Raw genomic sequence first — 17,346 nt, 5'->3', positions numbered from 1 at the left:
TCTATGTGCAAGAAACTATCTTGCAGGTTTGTGAGGGCCAGCATTTTTAGAAAATGTAGACACTCGATTTGAAAATTATTTAATTGATTTTTTAAGGAAATTAGGTTTAATCTTCTTTACCTAATTCTACCGCTCTGTCGAAAGCGGCATAAGCAGCATCTTGGATAAGTTGCTTGACGTTATTGTCTTCCATGGAGTCGATGGCCGCTTGGGTGGTACCACCTTTTGAAGCGACTTTAGCAATCCATGATTTTGGAGAGATGTCGTTTTGATTGAAGAGCTCGATAGCGCCTTCAAAAGTACTACTGACTAATACTTTAGAATCGTAAGCTGAAAAGCCCATTTTTAAAGCAGCTTCTAGCATAGATTGCATAAAGTAAAAGACATAAGCCGGTCCACTTCCTGAAATCCCTGTTGAGGCATCGATAAAAGTTTCGGTATCTACATGTATCGATGTTCCTGTAGTGTCTAATAGATTTCTAACCATGATGAGTTCTACACGAGACACCTCTTTAGATTCGGTATAAGAGGTCACACCTTTACCCACCTGTGCTGGTAAATTAGGCATGGTTCGAATCACTTTTGAAGCTTCTAATTTCTCCTGAATGGTATCAATGGTGACTCCTGCCATGAGAGATACAAAAATCTGACTCTGGTTGATCATAGTTTTCATCTCTTCAAATAAGCCATCACTATGATAAGGTTTTACGGCCACAAAAACGATATCGGCTTTTGGTAAGCAGTCGTCTAAATTATCGTAAACATCAAATCTTGAATCTTCTCGTAAACTTTTTATTTTTTTTGGATCGGTATCATATATTTTTAGCTTGTGCTTATTCAGCATTGGCGAATCTGCCATTCCTTCTGCATAAGTCAAGCCCATATTTCCGGCTCCAATTACTAATACTTTCATTCTTATTGAGTTATTTCTTCTTTATATTAAATCACACTATACACCACAAGGACTGTACGGAAGTGCCAAATAGAATCTTTGATTTTGAGAATTATGAAGTTTGTAGGGTTTTATGTCATTCTTTAAAATATTCTAATAATACAGGGTGAATTATTGTAAAATTCAAAATGTTGAAATTCAAGCTTTTCAACAATCCGACAATTTGTCGGTGACATTTTGTAGGTTTTTAGTGATTTATGAGAACATCAGCGATCATTTCAATAATATCTGAATGTGTTTCTCAGGATTAAAGCAATATGTTTAATGCGGATAGCTGATAATTAATGAGTTGTATGTGGTGCAAAAAAAAGATGGTCTAAAACATATCATATATTTTAGACCATCTTAATAAAGTTGTAATGCTATAAGAACTTATTTCTTTTCTGCTAAGCCTCTGGTTAACCAACCTCTTCTATTTGCGGTTGCAATAGCATAAGGTGTAATCCAGAATAAGGCGAAGGTATATAAGATACTATACGAATAAGCCCAAAAGCCTTCTGTTGTTTTATACTGACTTGCAAAGAACAGCACTGAAAATGTGGACACGACTAATATACTCACTAAGGTCGACCCTAAGAATAGGAGCGGGTGCACCAATACAAAGAACAACATAGAAATTAGTAATGGGTAACTCATCAGTATCTTTAAGAACTGACTGATAAATAATAGTCTAATTCCTGATTTACCGCTTTCTCTAAAATTGGTGAATACATATTTAGACATTTCAAGGTTCTCACGCACATTGCTTCGTCCCCATCTGATAAACATCTTATATAAGCCTAAATACTCTTCAGGAACATTGGTGTAAGCCACCGCATTCTTTTGGAATAAGACGTACTTCCCTTGTTTTAATATCATATTGGTCATGGCTCTGTCTTCTCCAATATCTGACGGCTGGCCCATAAAGGTTTGATTGATCCATTGTGGTAAACATTCGTGAACCGCAGTACTTCTATAAGCGGCTAAAGCGCCTGGTGTACATAATACCGAGTTCAAATTACTTTCTGCCGAACGCACAAACTCAAAACTCAATACAAAACTTACATCTAACATCTTAGGAAGCATTTCCTTTTTGTTATTAAGAACTCTAATATTTCCTGCTACAGCACCACAGTTTTCGTCTTTTACAAATGGACTCACCAAGTTTCTCAGGGTATCTTCAGTCACAATAGAATCACTATCTACAGTCACATAAATATCTCCAGTTCCTATATTAAAACCACGATAAAGGGCGTGACGTTTTCCTTGGTTTTTTGGTTGTTGAAGAATCTCTAAACGGTCTCCTAACTCTTCCTTTGCCTTTAACATCCAATCCCAGGTATCATCTTTACTTCCATCATCGATAGATAATAACTGTAATTTATGTTCGGGGTAATTACTATTGGCTAAACTCTTTAAAGTATCCCATACTTGTTTTCCTTCATTGTAAGCTGGTACAATAACGGTACAGGTTGGAAGTTCTTCATCTGATACAGACTCAATAGCTTTGTATTTGTAATAGTTATAGGCTTTGAATAAAAAGAATAGAATTTTAAACGCCAATAAACTTGTTGCTATAATAATGAATGAATAGCCTAGAGTGGTACTCATACGATCAGCATTGAATTGCTGAAAGTCGCCATGAAACACAGAGAAAAAGTAAATACCTAGAATTAACAGTAAAAACGAACTTAGTAATACAATTCGGTTATAAGGATTCTCAGTTTTACTCTTACTGTTTAATAGTAAGTTGATGGTATTTGGTAATGCGGTTATTTTGTCTTTAGTAGAGGCTAAGAAATTCTTAGACGATTTTTTGTTTGTATTCATATGTCGTGTAATAGTTTTGATGTTAACTAATACCCGATGTACGTTGACTTCGTAAGTTTAGATTGTTTTTAGATTTTATTTAACATTGAAAAAAATAGGGGAATTCAGTTAAAACCTAAGCTCAAGTCAAGCTAGGGTTAAGGAAACGAGAAATGAAGGCCTATTCATATTTTAACGTTTGCCTGTTGGTAAAAAAGCAAAAACCCATCAAGTTTCCTTGATGGGTTTTTTATAGTCTTAAGATGTAAAAGATAATTAATCTTCTCTCTTATTTTCTCTTGGTTTACGATCATCACGTCTGTTATCACGTCCGCGATTATCTCTTCCTCTATTATTATCACGTCCACCAGAACGGTTATCATCTCTTGGTGGTCTTGCCACATAACCTTCTGGTTTTGGTAAGATCGCTTTACGAGATACTTTTTCTTTACGAGTTCTAGAATCGATACCGAAGTACTTCACATCAAATACATCGCCCATGTTTACCACATCCGATACATTTTCTGTACGTTCCCAAGCTAATTCAGATACGTGTAATAAAACTTCGTTTCCTGGAGCTTGTGTATATTCTACAACAGCACCAAAATCTAACATTTTAATGACTTTTACTTCGTAAATGCTACCCACTTCTGGTTTGAATAATAAAGAGTCTATTTTTGCTAAAACAGCATCAATACCTTTTTTACCAACACCTAAAATTTCAACAATACCTTCTTCCGTTACAGGATCTTCGTTAATAACAATCGTTGTATCGGTTTCTTTTTGCATTTCCTGAATTACTTTTCCACCAGGTCCGATTAAGGCTCCAATGAATTCGTTAGGAATACGTCTTGTTACCATTGTAGGCGCGTGTTCTTTAACTTCAGCATTTGGCTTATCGATAGTTTCTGTAATCTTGTCTAAGATATGTAAACGACCATCACGAGCTTGTTTTAGTGCATTCACTAAAATTTCGTAAGACAATCCTTTGACTTTAATATCCATTTGACAAGCAGTAATACCATCTGCAGTACCAGTTACTTTAAAGTCCATATCACCTAAATGATCTTCATCCCCTAAGATATCTGAAAGTACAGCGTATTTTCCAGAATCACCATCAGAAATTAATCCCATAGCAATACCAGAAACTGGCTTAATTAATTGTACCCCAGCATCCATAAGTGCCATTGTACCTGCACAAACTGTTGCCATAGAAGAAGAACCGTTAGATTCTAAGATTTCAGAAACAACTCTTACTGTGTAAGGGCTATCATCTGGAACCATTCCTTTAAGTGCACGTTGTGCTAAATTACCATGTCCGATCTCACGGCGAGATGTTCCACGAATTGGTCTTGCCTCACCTGTTGAGAAAGGAGGGAAGTTATAATGTAAATAGAAACGCTCTTCACCTTCGTAAGATGGCATATCTATTTGGTTTGCTTCTCTTGATGTACCTAGAGTCACTGTAGCTAATGCTTGAGTTTCTCCACGTGTAAAGACAGCCGAACCGTGTGTAGATGGTAAGTAATCTACTTCACACCAGATTGGTCTAATCTCATCAGTTTTTCTACCATCTAAACGTAAACCTTCATTTAAGGTTAAGTCACGAATAGCTTCTTTTTCAGCTTGGTAGTAATATTTTGAAACCATTCCACCGAAGTCTTCTAATTCTTCTTCGCTGAAAGTAGCTTTAATTTCTTCTTTGATTGCATCAAATGCAGCGCTTCTTTCATGTTTAGCAGATCCAGCTTTTGCAATTGCATACACTTTATCATAAGCCATATCATGAATTTTCTTCGCTAAATCTTCGTCTGTTCTTTCTGGAGCGTATTCACGAACTTCTTTCTTTCCGAATGCTTCTGCTAATCTTACTTGAGCCGCACATTGTTCTTTAATTGCTTCGTGAGCAAACTTAATAGCATCCGCCATTTCTTCTTCAGAAATCTCATCCATTTCACCTTCAACCATCATAACTGAATCGGCAGAAGCTCCAATCATCATATCGATGTCAGATTCTAACAATTGAGCACGTGTTGGGTTAATGATGAATTCGCCATTAATACGACCAACTCTTGCTTCAGAGATTGGACATTCGAAAGGGAAATCTGATAATTGAATTGCAGCAGATGCAGCTAATCCAGCCATAGCGTCTGGCATCACGTCTTCGTCATGAGACATTAACTGAATCATTACTTGTGTTTCTGCGTGATAATCTTTTGGGAATAATGGACGTAGAACTCTGTCCACTAAACGCATTGTTAATACTTCACCATCACTAGGTCTTGCTTCTCTTTTGAAGAAACCGCCTGGGTAACGACCTGAGGCAGCGAATTTTTCTCTGTAATCTACAGTCAACGGTAAGAAGTCGACATCAGATTGTTTGTAATTGGAAACAACTGTACATAGTAACATACATTTTCCAGATCGCACTACAACGCTACCATGCGCTTGTTTTGCTAATTTTCCGGTTTCGATAGAAATCTCTCTCCCGTCACCAAGGTCAATGACTTCTTTAAATACTTTTGGTATCATAATTTTAATTCTATGTTTTAGCCCATTATTGCTGACTAAAACGATGTTAAACAATGGTCGTTGTGTTGTTGTTTTGTAGTTGTTGTTTGGCCTAAAAGGCCTGGACCAATGAAAAACCGCAATCCTAAACTTAGGATCTTTCTGCTATTTTTTCGCGATTTTTAAACTCTTACGCTTGAGTTATTTGCATACAAAAAACCACGCTAAACGCGTGGTCTTTGTATTGAGATTATTTTCTTAATCCTAATTCTTTAATAATAGCACGATATCTTAAGATATCTTTCTTAGTTAAATAATCAAGTAGCGAACGACGCTTACCTACTAACATTACTAAGGCACGCTCAGTATTATAATCTTTACGATTGTTTTTTAAATGTTCAGTTAAGTGGTTAATTCTGTGTGTGAATAACGCAATTTGTCCTTCTGCACTTCCAGTATCGTTTTTACCTTTACCGTACTTTTCGAAGATTTCTTCTTTTTTCTCTTTAGTTAAATACATTCTAATATTGTTGTAAATGATTTTTATGTACTCGAAAGCCTTTCTTCCGATCGGCAAATATACTATTTTTTTGTCATTTGGTATTTTTTTCGTAACTTTTTAAGATTAAAAAAGAGGTGTCGCCTGGTTTTGGCAAGGTTGGCCTTTATGATTTTACCCGTATTCCTTTTGACTAATTAATAGCTTTCAATGACATTAATCCCTGTAAATTTTATGCATGAAAGTAACAAATAATTTACGGAATTTTTCTAGTGCCTTTGATGTGCTAGAGCGTACTTTTAATAATGCCTATAATGGTATTGCTATTGTAAATTTAGAGGGAGATTGGCTTAAAGTTAATGATAGCGTCTGTGAAACTTTTGGTTATACCAGATGGGAACTCTTTAACATGGATATTAGTAATATTGTCTATGTTCAAGATTTAGGTGTGCATGAGGAAAAGTTTGAAAAACTTATCAGTGGTAAAATTGACAAATACCGCGTTAAACAACGTTATTTTCATAAAGATGGTACTATAATTTGGATGCTCATTTATGTGTCGTTGGTCTATTTCAAAAAGGGCAAACCTCATATGATTTGGCAGTTTTCTGATATAACGAAACACCAAAAAGGTCAGGATAAGTTAAAGACCATGCTTTATTTGGCTAAAGAACAGAATGACCGATTAAGAGCCTTTGCAAGTATTGTAACGCATAACTTAAGGTCACATTCCGGGAATCTCTTAACCCTTACTGAATTTTTGGAAGATGACGATTCTACCTTAAAACAAAATGAAAATTTTGTATTGTTAAAACAGGCGGTTGATAATTTACAGGAAACAGTATCCCATTTAACAGAAGTTGCAAAAATTAGAGAGATCGAAGATTCTAAAATGGATGCTCTTAATTTATATGATTACGCAGAGAAAGCCACCTATAATATTATTGCCTTGGCTCAAAATGCAAAAGCTGTTATTTATAATGAGATTGATGAAGACATTTGTGTAAAGGCTATTCCCGCCTATCTCGATAGTATTATTCTTAATTTTTTAACCAATGCCATTAAATACAGAACGGAAAAACGAAAACCCATAATTGCGTTAAGTTCCGATGTTGAAGGTGATTTTGTTGTCCTGAAAATAAAAGATAATGGTCTTGGGATTGATCTTGATAAATTTGGAGATTCCTTATTTCAGATGTATAAAACTTTTCACTGTAATCCTGATGCCATTGGTATAGGTTTATTTATTACGAAAAACCATATTGAATCCTTAGGCGGTAGAGTAGAGGTAAAAAGTGAAGTTGATGTTGGTTCGGAGTTTTCGGTATATTTAAAAAAAGCGTAATGGTATGAACTACTTAGAAGAATAATTTCCTCTCTTTTGAAAAATTAGCATTGCTGTTAACATAATATGTGATTGAGTTAAGCAAATAGTAGGGCTTCATTTAATTTTGAGGCTTATCATAGATCTATGCCTAAAAATTTAAAACGTCTTAGAAATCAGCTTTTTGAAAGTATATTCAATAATGCTCATGGTGGTATTTCTATAATTAGCCCTGAAGGAATATGGATTAAGGTGAATAAGAGCATCGAAAACCTATTGGGTTATAAAGAGAGTGAGTTGATTGGTACTAACTTTAAGGATATCACACATCGTGATGATTTAGAGTTAGACGTAGAACATATGCAAGAACTGCTAGATGGTACTTTAGAAAATTACCAAATAGAAAAACGGTATTTTCATAAGAATGGTTCTGTAGTTTGGGTGCTACTTTCTGTTTCTTTAGTAAGAGACGAAACCGATTCTCCAATTTATTTTATATCTCAAATGACCGATATTTCAGTTCATAAATCGGCATCAGGACGATTAGATTTTCTAATGAATGTGGTTAATGAGCAGAATGAAAAATTGAAAGATTTTGCACATATTGCTACGCATGATATAAGAACGCATGTTGGTAACTTATTTTCTATAACTGAATTTTTAGAGGAAGATTTTGAGGAAGTCTTAAGTTCAAATGAGAATTTTAAAATGCTGAAGGAATCCTTAGCCAATTTAAATGATACTATTAATAATCTTAGTTCTATACGAGAGAATAAGAAGCGATCGTTTAAGAAGTTAAAACGACTCTCCCTACATAAATATGTTGAAAGTGCCATTTACAATGTAAGTGCCATAGCTAAAAAAGAGAAGTGTCAGATTATAAACAATGTGAATAAAGGCGTGAAAATCCAGGGGATTGAAGCCTATTTAGATAGCATTATTCTTAATTTTCTAACCAACTCCATAAAGTATAAATCTGATAAACGCCTACCCGTTATAGAATTATCTAGCGAAATTGATAACGAATATGTGGTCTTGAAGATTAAGGATAACGGTTTGGGAATGGACTTAGAAAAAAGTTATGACAAATTGTTTACGCTAAATGGTATCTTGCATAAGCATCATGATTCTAGAGGTATCGGCTTATATATTACTAAAAATAATGTTGAAAATATTGGTGGTAAAATAGAGGTTGAAAGTGTTGTGGATGAAGGGACTGTTTTTTCAACTTACTTTTTAAAAGCAGAACCAATCAGTCAGGGAGATCATCGGGTCAGATTCGCATAATTTATAATTACATACAAACATAAAAAAAAGAGGCGCAATGCCTCTTTCTATTTTATTATGCTCTTACCGGTTGATTTCTTATCAAATCGATATATAAATTAACTTTCTTCTTTAAATCTTTTCTGTGTGTAATAAAATCTAAGAAACCATGTTCTAGTAAAAACTCTGAAGTTTGGAATCCTTCTGGTAACTCTTTACCAGTGGTGTCTCTTACAATTCTTGGTCCAGCAAAGCCTATTAATGCTCCTGGTTCTGCAATATTAATATCCCCTAACATGGCGAAAGACGCTGTGGTTCCTCCTGTCGTTGGATCGGTACATAAAGATATATATGGGATCCCTGCATCGGCTAACTGTGCTAACTTCACAGAAGTTTTGGCCATTTGCATTAATGAAAACGCAGCCTCCATCATACGAGCACCTCCTGATTTGCTAATAATCATTAAAGGTATTTTCTTTTTTAGAGAATAATCTGCAGCTCTAGCAATTTTTTCTCCCATCACACTTCCCATAGATCCACCAATAAAAGAGAAATCCATACAGGCAATTACTAAATCTTCACCATTAGATTTACCCACTGCCGTACGGATAGCATCCTTAAGTTTAGTTTTAGCTTGAGCAGCTTTTAAACGGTCTGGGTACTTTTTAGTGTCTTCAAATTTAAGAGGATCCTTAGAGGTCAAATTTGGATTTAACTCCTTATACTTATTATCGTCAAAAAGGATTTGAAAATATTCATTACTTCCAATTCTTACATGGTAGCCATCTTCTGGACTCACATAAAAATTTTGTTCTAGCTCTTTTGTATCTATGATTTTACCAGTAGGCGATTTGTACCATAGCCCTTTCGGTGTGTCTTTTTTTTCTTCTGTTGAGGTATGAATACCTTTTTCTTTTCTTTTAAACCAAGCCATATTAATTTACGATTTTCATCCGTCGTTGTCGCACATGTTATCGGGTGGTGTGACGCTCCGGACAGGTTTATGATTTTAGATCTTATTAATCTTCAATCGGTATTTTATGTTAGTTGTATTGCACGAATGCAAGTTTACAAAATTACTATTTTAATGAATACAACTCAAAAATAGCGAGAGGTATCTCAAAAAACGAATTATATACATGAATAAAAACCCACTAAAACTCTGATTATAAGTTCTAATGGGTTTCTAAAATATCTTAAATTAAGATTATAATGTGTTGACATTGTTTAAGTCTTCGAAAGCTTTTTTAAGTCTTGCAACAAAGGCTTCTTCTCCTTTTCTTAACCAAATACGTGGATCGTAGTGCTTTTTGTTTGGAACATCATCGCCATCTGGATTTCCAATTTGAGTCTGTAAATAGTCTTTTTTATCTTGAACATAGTCTCTAACACCACTCATAAAGGCATATTGCATATCCGTATCGATATTCATTTTGATAACACCGTAACTAATAGCTTCTCTGATTTCTTCTAAAGAAGATCCCGATCCGCCATGAAAAACGAAGTCGATATGATTATGTGGTAGATTGTGTTTCTTAGATAAATATTCCTGAGAATTTTTTAGAATCTTAGGCGTTAATTTAACGTTACCTGGTTTGTAAACACCGTGAACATTTCCAAAAGCAGCTGCAATTGTGAACTGGTCACTCACTTTGCTTAATTCTTCGTAAGCATAAGCGACCTCTTCAGGTTGTGTGTATAATTTAGAATCGTCTACATCAGTATTGTCTACACCATCTTCTTCACCTCCAGTGATTCCTAATTCAATCTCTAAAGTCATACCTATTTTGCTCATACGCTCAAGATAGTTTTTACAGATTTCAATATTTTCTTCTAAGGGCTCTTCCGATAAGTCAATCATATGAGAGCTATATAACGGTTTACCTGTTTCTTTATAATGTTGTTCACTAGCGTCTAAAAGACCATCAATCCAAGGTAATAATTTTTTAGCACAGTGGTCTGTATGTAATATGACAGGAACACCATAAGCTTCAGCCATAAGATGAATATGTTTTGCACCTGCTATAGAGCCAGCAATAGCGGCTTTTTGCCCATCATTACTTAAGCTTTTACCTGCATTAAAATGTGCTCCACCATTCGAAAATTGAATGATAACTGGTGCGTTTAATGCTTTTGCTGTTTCTAAAACGGCATTAATACTGTTGTTTCCTATGACGTTTACAGCTGGTAAAGCATAGCCATTTTCCTTAGCGTGTTTAAAAATATTCTGAACTTCTTTTCCTGTTGCAACTCCAGGTTTAATGTTATGACTCATAATTTTAGGATTGAAAATTTAGATACCAAAAATACGTAATTTTTCAGTATTTACTAAGTCAAAAAAGGGATAAAATACAGGTCTATAAATTGAAGCAAAATGCATTTATGGATTCCTGCGAATGGTGAAGTGAGCTGAAAGTTTAAAATAATACTTAATTAATCAACTTATCAAATAGTGGTGATTTAGAAAGGGTAGTTGATACCAATATTATAAACGGCGTTTCTAAAATTATAATCTTTAAACCAGCGTTCGCCATCAGGCAATGAAGGATCGTAAGTTTTAAAACCGACATCGAATCGAAGTACAAAGAAACTAAAGTCGTAACGTAAGCCAATCCCAGATCCGACAGCAATATCTTTTAAGGATTTAAACCCTGTAAATGTTTCGGCTTCTTCGGTGACATTGTCTAACACATTCCAAATATTCCCAGCGTCTACAAATATGGCACCTTGAAATGCACCAAATAGACTAAAACGTTGTTCGGCACTGAGATGGATTTTAAAATTAGCTTCATTAAATTCATTTGTAGTTTTAGAACTTCCAGGGCCTAAATCATAAGCAGTCCAAGCACGGTTGTCGTTGGGTCCTCCGGCAAAGAAACTTTCTGCAAACGGAATACTATTAGAATTTCCAAAAGGGATGGCAATACCAGCATAGCTTCGAAATGCAAGGACATTTTTTCTACCTAGATCAATATACTTAACGTAATCAAGTTCAGTTTTAAAATACTGAGAGAAGGCCACTCCAAAAATTTCATAATTTCCAGCATCATTTTTCTGAGATCCCATAGCACTTGATAAGTTAGATAGTAAGTTTCCGGCTAATTCTACATGCCATTTAAACACTGAAAAATCATTATCAAATATGTTCTTTCGCCTATCTTTTTTATAATCAAAACTTGAGGAAAATATGAGGTTATTCTCGGTTAATCGTTGCTTTCGCTCATCAATATTATTGACTAAAACATAATCTTCATTATTTGGACTTAAGCCTGTGTTACCTGATAATACGTCTGATATAAAGATATCAGCAGGTGTAAACGTATTAGAAGAATCATCATACAAAGTCTCATCGTTTGCAATATACCCTATGTCTCGTGCAATGATATTTAGCCGGTCGAAAGAATTTTTGTAAACTCCGAAATAATTGTTCGTATTTAAGTTTTTAACGAAATTGACATTAAAGAGCTCTACCGTATTAGTAACTGTTTTGGAAGGATACCAATTATAGCTAAAAACTCCGGAGATGGCTTGTTTATCTAATCCTATATTTTGCTGACTCGTTGCAGAAAGGTTCATTGTAGTGCTTGGAGACATGTATTTCGGTATAATTCTATCTGTATTAAATGGACTGAATAATCTCGGAATGGTTAAGCGGACGTTTCCTCCAAACTCATTAATATCAAAAAAGGCAGCTTCTGGGTCGTTACGGTTTTTTGACGCACCTATAGCTGCGATACCTGTTATTTCCAAGGTTTCAGCACCTCTAAACACATTCCTGATTTTTAATCCTGTACTAAAGGAAAATCCTATAGTTTGAATATTACTTGTGTTAATTTCAGGATCGAAACTTAAGGCGTATTTTTTCTTAGGCTCTAAGTAGATATTCGCAATTAAAGAAGTGTCCTGCGCATTCTCAATATAATCTATACTCGGGTACCTGAACATCTGAAGATCGTTGAGGTAACGCTGTGTTCTACTTCTTGCCAAATCACTGTAAATATCACCTTTATTAATAAAAACAGCGTCAGTGAGTGCTTTAGGTCTAAACCTTAAACGGTCTTTACTGTAAAGGTTAAAGTTTTTATATATGGTTGTATCGGCAATAACCTGATCACGATTTGTAAAATTATCATCGGTGAAAATATTCACTTCTTTAATCTTATAAATCTTGAAAGGCGTTACAGTTGTGGAATCATCACCTCTTATTGTACGGTCTGAAATGATTAATTCTGTATTTACCTTCTGTTTGGTTCCAATAGTGTCAATAATAAACCTCACATAATCCTGTCCAAAATAATAGAATCCGGAATTTCTTAAGTAGGTGTTAATGCGATCACGTTCATTTTCATAAAGTTGTTCGTCAAACTGTACGCCTTTTTGAAGTAAGGTCGTTTTTCCGAATTTCTCGTACAATGAATCTATGGCAGGGCTGCTAATAATTGGTTTAAGTGAGTCTAAAATATAAGGTTTGTTTCGTGTCACTTTATAAATAACTTCCGCTCGTTTATTGCTGTCTTTAACAATTTCGTAATTCACCTCATTGTCTAACCATCCTCTGGTATAATAGTATTTTTTAAGATTATTGGCGGTTTTCTTTGTTTTACTTTCGTCTAGAATAGTAGGGGCTTCTCCAGTTCTTTTTAACCAAGCGTTAAAATTACGGCGAGATTCAATAGATTTATCAAATTGCTTTTTAGAGAGTAGAGCTACTCTTCGTTTAACCTTTGAGGTATCGCTTAAAATATTGGCGTATAATATAGAATCAATATTAGGTCTAGCTAGGTTGTAAATACCTAATTTTATAGGAAGTTTAATGCCTAAAAAACCTTTTACTCCCGAATTGGTTTTTTGGATGATGATATTGTTTATACGTTCATTATTGGTTTTATTACCATCTTCTAATATTGTATTATTAACAATTAAGTGCTCGCCATCTTTGACGCGTTTTACAATATTGCAAGAACTTAGAAGGAAAATAGAAATAGCAACCGCCGCATAGCGTGATAGTAATTTTAAGTTAAAATGCGATATAAAATAGCGATCCTGCAAGTTGTAATGCCCTATGTTAATTAAATGTTGTTTTACGACTCAAAAATAATACCATTTATCCTTATGAAATAGTATAGTTGCATTAATTTAGAAAGACTATAAAATTAAAAAAGGTTTACTTTGTGTTTTATAGTGTTCCGTCTAACAAATGTAAATACATTTTGATGTTATCAAAGAATCAAATAAAGTTAATTAGAGGTTTAAGTCAAAAAAAGAATAGGCAACAGGAAGGTTTGTTTATTGTTGAAGGCATAAAAGGAATATCCGAGTTTCTTAAGTCCGATTTTAAACTAAAAAGCCTCTACACCACGATGCCAATTTTTGAAGCGCCATCGGAATTAGTTGTAGCGATTTCTGAAGCCTATTTAAAAAAGATATCCTCACTTAAAAATCCAAACACAGCTCTAGCTATTTTTGAAATTCCAAAACCAAGGCAAGTATCGGATCAAGGTTTGGTAATCGCTTTAGATGATGTAAGAGATCCTGGGAACCTGGGAACTATCATAAGACTTTGTGATTGGTATGGTGTTAAGGACTTGGTGTGTAGCTTAAATACAGTAGATTGTTATAACTCAAAAGTAGTGCAAGCCACGATGGGGTCTTTAACTCGTGTGAATGTTCAATACGTGGACTTGAATGATTATTTAGAATCTAGTCATACAAAAGTGTTTGGAACCTTTTTAGATGGCGAAAACGTTTATACTTCAGAATTGCCATCTGAAGGTGTCGTTGTTTTAGGTAATGAAGCTAATGGTATTTCTGAAACCATAGAAAGTCATGTCCACCGAAAAATAACCATTCCACAGTTTGGTGAAATCAAACAAACAGAAAGCTTAAACGTTGCTAATGCAACAGCCATATTATTAAGTGAGTTTAGACGTCGCTCTATTGGAAAGTAAAATTGATAAAAACGCCTCGTGTTTGCATTTTTGAAATGTTCCCTGTCCACGGACTGTTTGGGTCAATATCCTTCACAATCTCGTCATTAATTGCAAATACGCCTCTTATTGATGGCGTGAATTTAAAATAAAGTAAGTAGAAGTCGATACCAAAACCAAGCTCGTAGAAATAGGTGTTTTTGGTCATTCTAAATTCTCCCGAACGGTTGTCATTAGGATTATCTTGGTTACTTGATAGGTTTAAAGCTGTAGAAACGCCACCTACAATGAATGGTTTAAAATTATTGATACGTTTCGTTGAAATCTTTAAAAGTAGTGGAATATGAACATAGGTCGACTTCACTTCTCTTAATAAATCTGAATCGTTATGCTCTATACCTTCAAAATAACTTTCATCGTATTGTAGGTTTCTTGTGGTAAAAAATACGCCTGGTTCTAATCTTAAGTTTAAATGGTTGTTAATTCTCATATCTCCAACCAGTCCCAAATGAAATCCAAAAGTTTTATCCACAAGGATATCTTCTAAATTTTCATTATAATCAAAGTTAAAATCGTATTGATTGAAGCCTAAAAAGTAACCCCAAGTCAAAAACTTTTGATCAATATTATCTACGGAATTCGTCACTCTTTCTTTGGAAAAAAGTTGCGCAGACATATTTTGAAAAATTAATAAAAATACTGAAAGGACAAGAATTCGCTTCATACTTATGCTTTAGATGCTGAGTAAATTGTGGCCACTCCCATGGTTTGAGGATGGTCTTCGACATTAATAAACCCAATTTTTCGTAAAATATTGTTTAAAGCTTCACCATAAGGAAAAACTGAAGCAGATTCGCTTAAATAATTATAGGCCACTTTGTCTTTAGAAAATAACTTCCCTATCGTAGGCATAATTAGTTTAGTGTGGAAATTATAACCTGCTTTGTAAATTGGATTCGTTGGTACTGAAGTTTCAAGAATCACAAAGATACCGTTGGGTTTTAGCACTCTTAAAATTTCGGCAAGACCTTTTTCTAAATGTTCAAAATTCCGAACCCCAAAGGCTACTGTTATGGCATCAAAAGTATGGTCTTCAAAAGGTAATTCTTCAGAATCGCCAATAACCATAGAAATAATATGATCTAAATTTTTGGCTTTAATTTTTTGACGACCCACCTCTAACATGCCATCGCTAATATCTAAACCAATGATTTCTTCTGCCTTGGTTTCAGCAAGGCTAATGGCTAAATCACCAGTCCCGGTAGCAATATCAAGAATGTTTTTAGGATTGGTTTTATCTACCAATTTTACAACTTTATTCCGCCATTTAATATCTATTCCAAAAGAAATGACACGATTTAAACTGTCGTATTCTTTCGATATCGTATCGAACATTTTAGTGACTTGAACCTTTTTAGATTGGTCACTGTCCTTATATGGATTTACTTTCTTAGCCATAGAAATTTTTGGCAAATATACTAAGAACTTATAAGTGTGACTAAAGTTATTTGTTTACAAATGAAGTTAATAATTAGGGCGTTTTTAGAATTTGTTTGTTTTTGTTAATTAGCTTCTAAGTGAGTTCTTGCTTTTTATTCTTTGATTTTTAATGATTTAGGGGTTGGTTGAATTGTTCTTATTGGATTTAATTTAAACTTTAAATAGTTGAAAACTAAAGAGCTTCTAACTAATCCATATATTTGCAGTCTTATTCGGAGAAGATACAATGAAAATAATAATCGCAGGAGCAGGTGAGGTAGGATTTCATTTGGCGAAACTTTTATCCTACGAGTCTCAAGAAATTACTTTAATTGATACCAAAAAAGATAGCTTAGCTTATGCTGGTGAGCATTTAGATATTAGGACGATTAAAGGTGATGCCACCTCTATTTCAATCTTAAGAGATGCGCGAATAGATACAGCTGCGCTTTTTATTGCAGTAACATCGTCTGAAACTACAAATATCACGGCTTGCGTTCTAGCAAAACAATTAGGAGCTAAAAAAACGATTGCACGTATTTCGAATACCGAGTTTATCGAACATAAAGATATGGTCGGATTTTCTCAATTCGGGATTGATGAGTTGATTTCTCCAGAATCTCTAGCAGCGGCAGAAATAGAATTACTATTAAACCAATACGGATTTAATGATACTTACGAGTTTGAAGATGGTGAATTAACCATGTTAGGGCTACGTTTGTCTAGAACGGCAACCTTTGTTGATAAATCTGTGAAAGAAGCTGCCGAGCTGTTTTCAGAATTAAATTTTATTCCCATAGCTATACAACGTTACGGAACCCAATATACGATAATACCAAGAGGAGATACGATTTTCAAAGAAGGTGATAAGGTGGTTTTTATGACCTCGAAAGGTGGAGGAGAAGAGCTTTTTAAATTATCAGGAAAAGTCAAGGTGGATATCAAAGATGTCATGATTCTTGGAGGTAGTAAAATTGGTTATAAAACCGCGACTGACTTATGTACGAGTAAATTTAATGTAAAACTGGTTGAAAGTAAACGAAGTAAAGCTGAAGATTTAGCAGAAGATTTACCTAATGCTTTAGTAATTTGTGGTGATGGTAGAAATGTGGATATATTAGAAGAAGAAAACATTTCTGATATGGATGCTTTTATAGCCGTGACTGGTAATTCTGAAACCAATATTATGTCCTGTCTTTTAGCGAAATCAAAAGGTGTGGCAAAAACTATTGCCTTAGTTGAAAATATGGATTATTATCAATTATCACAATCTATAGGCATTGATACACTTATTAATAAAAAGCTCTTAGCTGCAAACAACATTTTTAGATATATACGAAAAGGTGAGGTTGTTGCCATGACGAAATTAACCAATATGAATGCTGAGCTATTAGAATTTGTAGTGAAGCCAAATTCTAAAATCACCAATAAGCAAATAAAAGATTTGAAATTTCCTAAATCGGCTATTATCGGTGGTGTCATTAGAGGAGGAAACGGATCTATTCCGTTGGGGAGTTTTAAAATTGAAGCCGGTGATCGTGTGGTTGTTTGTAGTTTACCACGATCTATTTCAGAAGTAGAAGCATTTTTCTCATAACCA

General features: G+C 34.5%; 13 protein-coding genes. 4 read left to right on the top strand and 9 right to left on the bottom strand.

Features of this window, described 5'->3' with window-relative positions:
* Positions 1-106: 106 nt before the first annotated feature.
* From proC to rpsO, 4 genes are all read right to left on the bottom strand, one after another.
* A complete protein-coding gene (gene proC, locus DFQ11_RS00565; RefSeq protein ID WP_110473699.1) occupies positions 107-913 on the bottom strand; it encodes a pyrroline-5-carboxylate reductase in 807 nt (268 codons plus the stop codon).
* Positions 914-1,324: 411 nt separating this feature from the next.
* A complete protein-coding gene (locus DFQ11_RS00560; protein ID WP_110473698.1) occupies positions 1,325-2,761 on the bottom strand; it encodes a glycosyltransferase in 1,437 nt (478 codons plus the stop codon).
* A gap of 255 nt (positions 2,762-3,016) precedes the next feature.
* Positions 3,017-5,272, bottom strand: a complete 2,256-nt coding sequence (locus DFQ11_RS00555; RefSeq protein WP_110473697.1) for a polyribonucleotide nucleotidyltransferase — start codon at positions 5,270-5,272, stop codon at positions 3,017-3,019.
* Positions 5,273-5,501: 229 nt separating this feature from the next.
* The gene (gene rpsO, locus DFQ11_RS00550; protein ID WP_110473696.1) at positions 5,502-5,771 is read right to left on the bottom strand and encodes a 30S ribosomal protein S15; all 270 of its coding nucleotides are present in this window, start codon (positions 5,769-5,771) and stop codon (positions 5,502-5,504) included.
* A gap of 217 nt (positions 5,772-5,988) precedes the next feature.
* Here rpsO and DFQ11_RS00545 point away from each other — a divergent pair, with 217 nt between their 5' ends.
* Together DFQ11_RS00545 and DFQ11_RS00540 are read left to right on the top strand one after the other, a co-directional pair.
* The gene (locus DFQ11_RS00545; RefSeq protein ID WP_110473695.1) at positions 5,989-7,095 is read left to right on the top strand and encodes a sensor histidine kinase; all 1,107 of its coding nucleotides are present in this window, start codon (positions 5,989-5,991) and stop codon (positions 7,093-7,095) included.
* A 126-nt stretch (positions 7,096-7,221) separates the two neighbouring features.
* A complete protein-coding gene (locus DFQ11_RS00540; RefSeq protein WP_110473694.1) occupies positions 7,222-8,361 on the top strand; it encodes a sensor histidine kinase in 1,140 nt (379 codons plus the stop codon).
* Positions 8,362-8,416: 55 nt separating this feature from the next.
* On the opposite strand, the gene accD is transcribed toward DFQ11_RS00540, so the two are convergent.
* The 3 genes from accD to tamL form a co-directional block, all read right to left on the bottom strand.
* Positions 8,417-9,274: an acetyl-CoA carboxylase, carboxyltransferase subunit beta gene (gene accD, locus DFQ11_RS00535; RefSeq protein ID WP_110473693.1), complete on the bottom strand. Its 858-nt coding sequence runs from the start codon at positions 9,272-9,274 to the stop codon at positions 8,417-8,419.
* A gap of 273 nt (positions 9,275-9,547) precedes the next feature.
* Positions 9,548-10,615: a class II fructose-bisphosphate aldolase gene (fbaA, locus tag DFQ11_RS00530; RefSeq protein ID WP_110473692.1), complete on the bottom strand. Its 1,068-nt coding sequence runs from the start codon at positions 10,613-10,615 to the stop codon at positions 9,548-9,550.
* 185 nt (positions 10,616-10,800) lie between these two features.
* Positions 10,801-13,389, bottom strand: coding sequence for a translocation and assembly module lipoprotein TamL (tamL, locus tag DFQ11_RS00525; protein ID WP_110473691.1), 2,589 nt, complete (start codon positions 13,387-13,389; stop codon positions 10,801-10,803).
* Between the two features lie 164 nt (positions 13,390-13,553).
* Between tamL and DFQ11_RS00520 the strand changes: the two genes are divergently transcribed.
* Complete coding sequence (locus DFQ11_RS00520; protein WP_110473690.1) at positions 13,554-14,288, top strand: TrmH family RNA methyltransferase; 735 nt, start codon at positions 13,554-13,556, stop codon at positions 14,286-14,288.
* Here DFQ11_RS00520 and porT read toward each other — a convergent pair.
* Both porT and ubiE read right to left on the bottom strand, forming a co-directional pair.
* Positions 14,275-14,991: a type IX secretion/gliding motility protein PorT/SprT gene (porT, locus tag DFQ11_RS00515; RefSeq protein WP_110473689.1), complete on the bottom strand. Its 717-nt coding sequence runs from the start codon at positions 14,989-14,991 to the stop codon at positions 14,275-14,277. The two genes, DFQ11_RS00520 and porT, sit on opposite strands and share 14 nt — an antisense overlap.
* A gap of 2 nt (positions 14,992-14,993) precedes the next feature.
* Positions 14,994-15,725: a bifunctional demethylmenaquinone methyltransferase/2-methoxy-6-polyprenyl-1,4-benzoquinol methylase UbiE gene (ubiE, locus tag DFQ11_RS00510; protein ID WP_110473688.1), complete on the bottom strand. Its 732-nt coding sequence runs from the start codon at positions 15,723-15,725 to the stop codon at positions 14,994-14,996.
* A gap of 268 nt (positions 15,726-15,993) precedes the next feature.
* On the opposite strand from ubiE, the gene trkA reads away from it, so the two are divergent.
* Positions 15,994-17,343: a Trk system potassium transporter TrkA gene (trkA, locus tag DFQ11_RS00505; protein ID WP_110473687.1), complete on the top strand. Its 1,350-nt coding sequence runs from the start codon at positions 15,994-15,996 to the stop codon at positions 17,341-17,343.
* The last annotated feature ends 3 nt before the right edge of the window (positions 17,344-17,346 follow it).

It is taken from the genome of Winogradskyella epiphytica (assembly GCF_003217215.1).
Classification (GTDB): Bacteria; Bacteroidota; Bacteroidia; order Flavobacteriales; family Flavobacteriaceae; genus Winogradskyella; species Winogradskyella epiphytica.
This window is presented reverse-complemented; position numbering and strand designations above follow the sequence as displayed.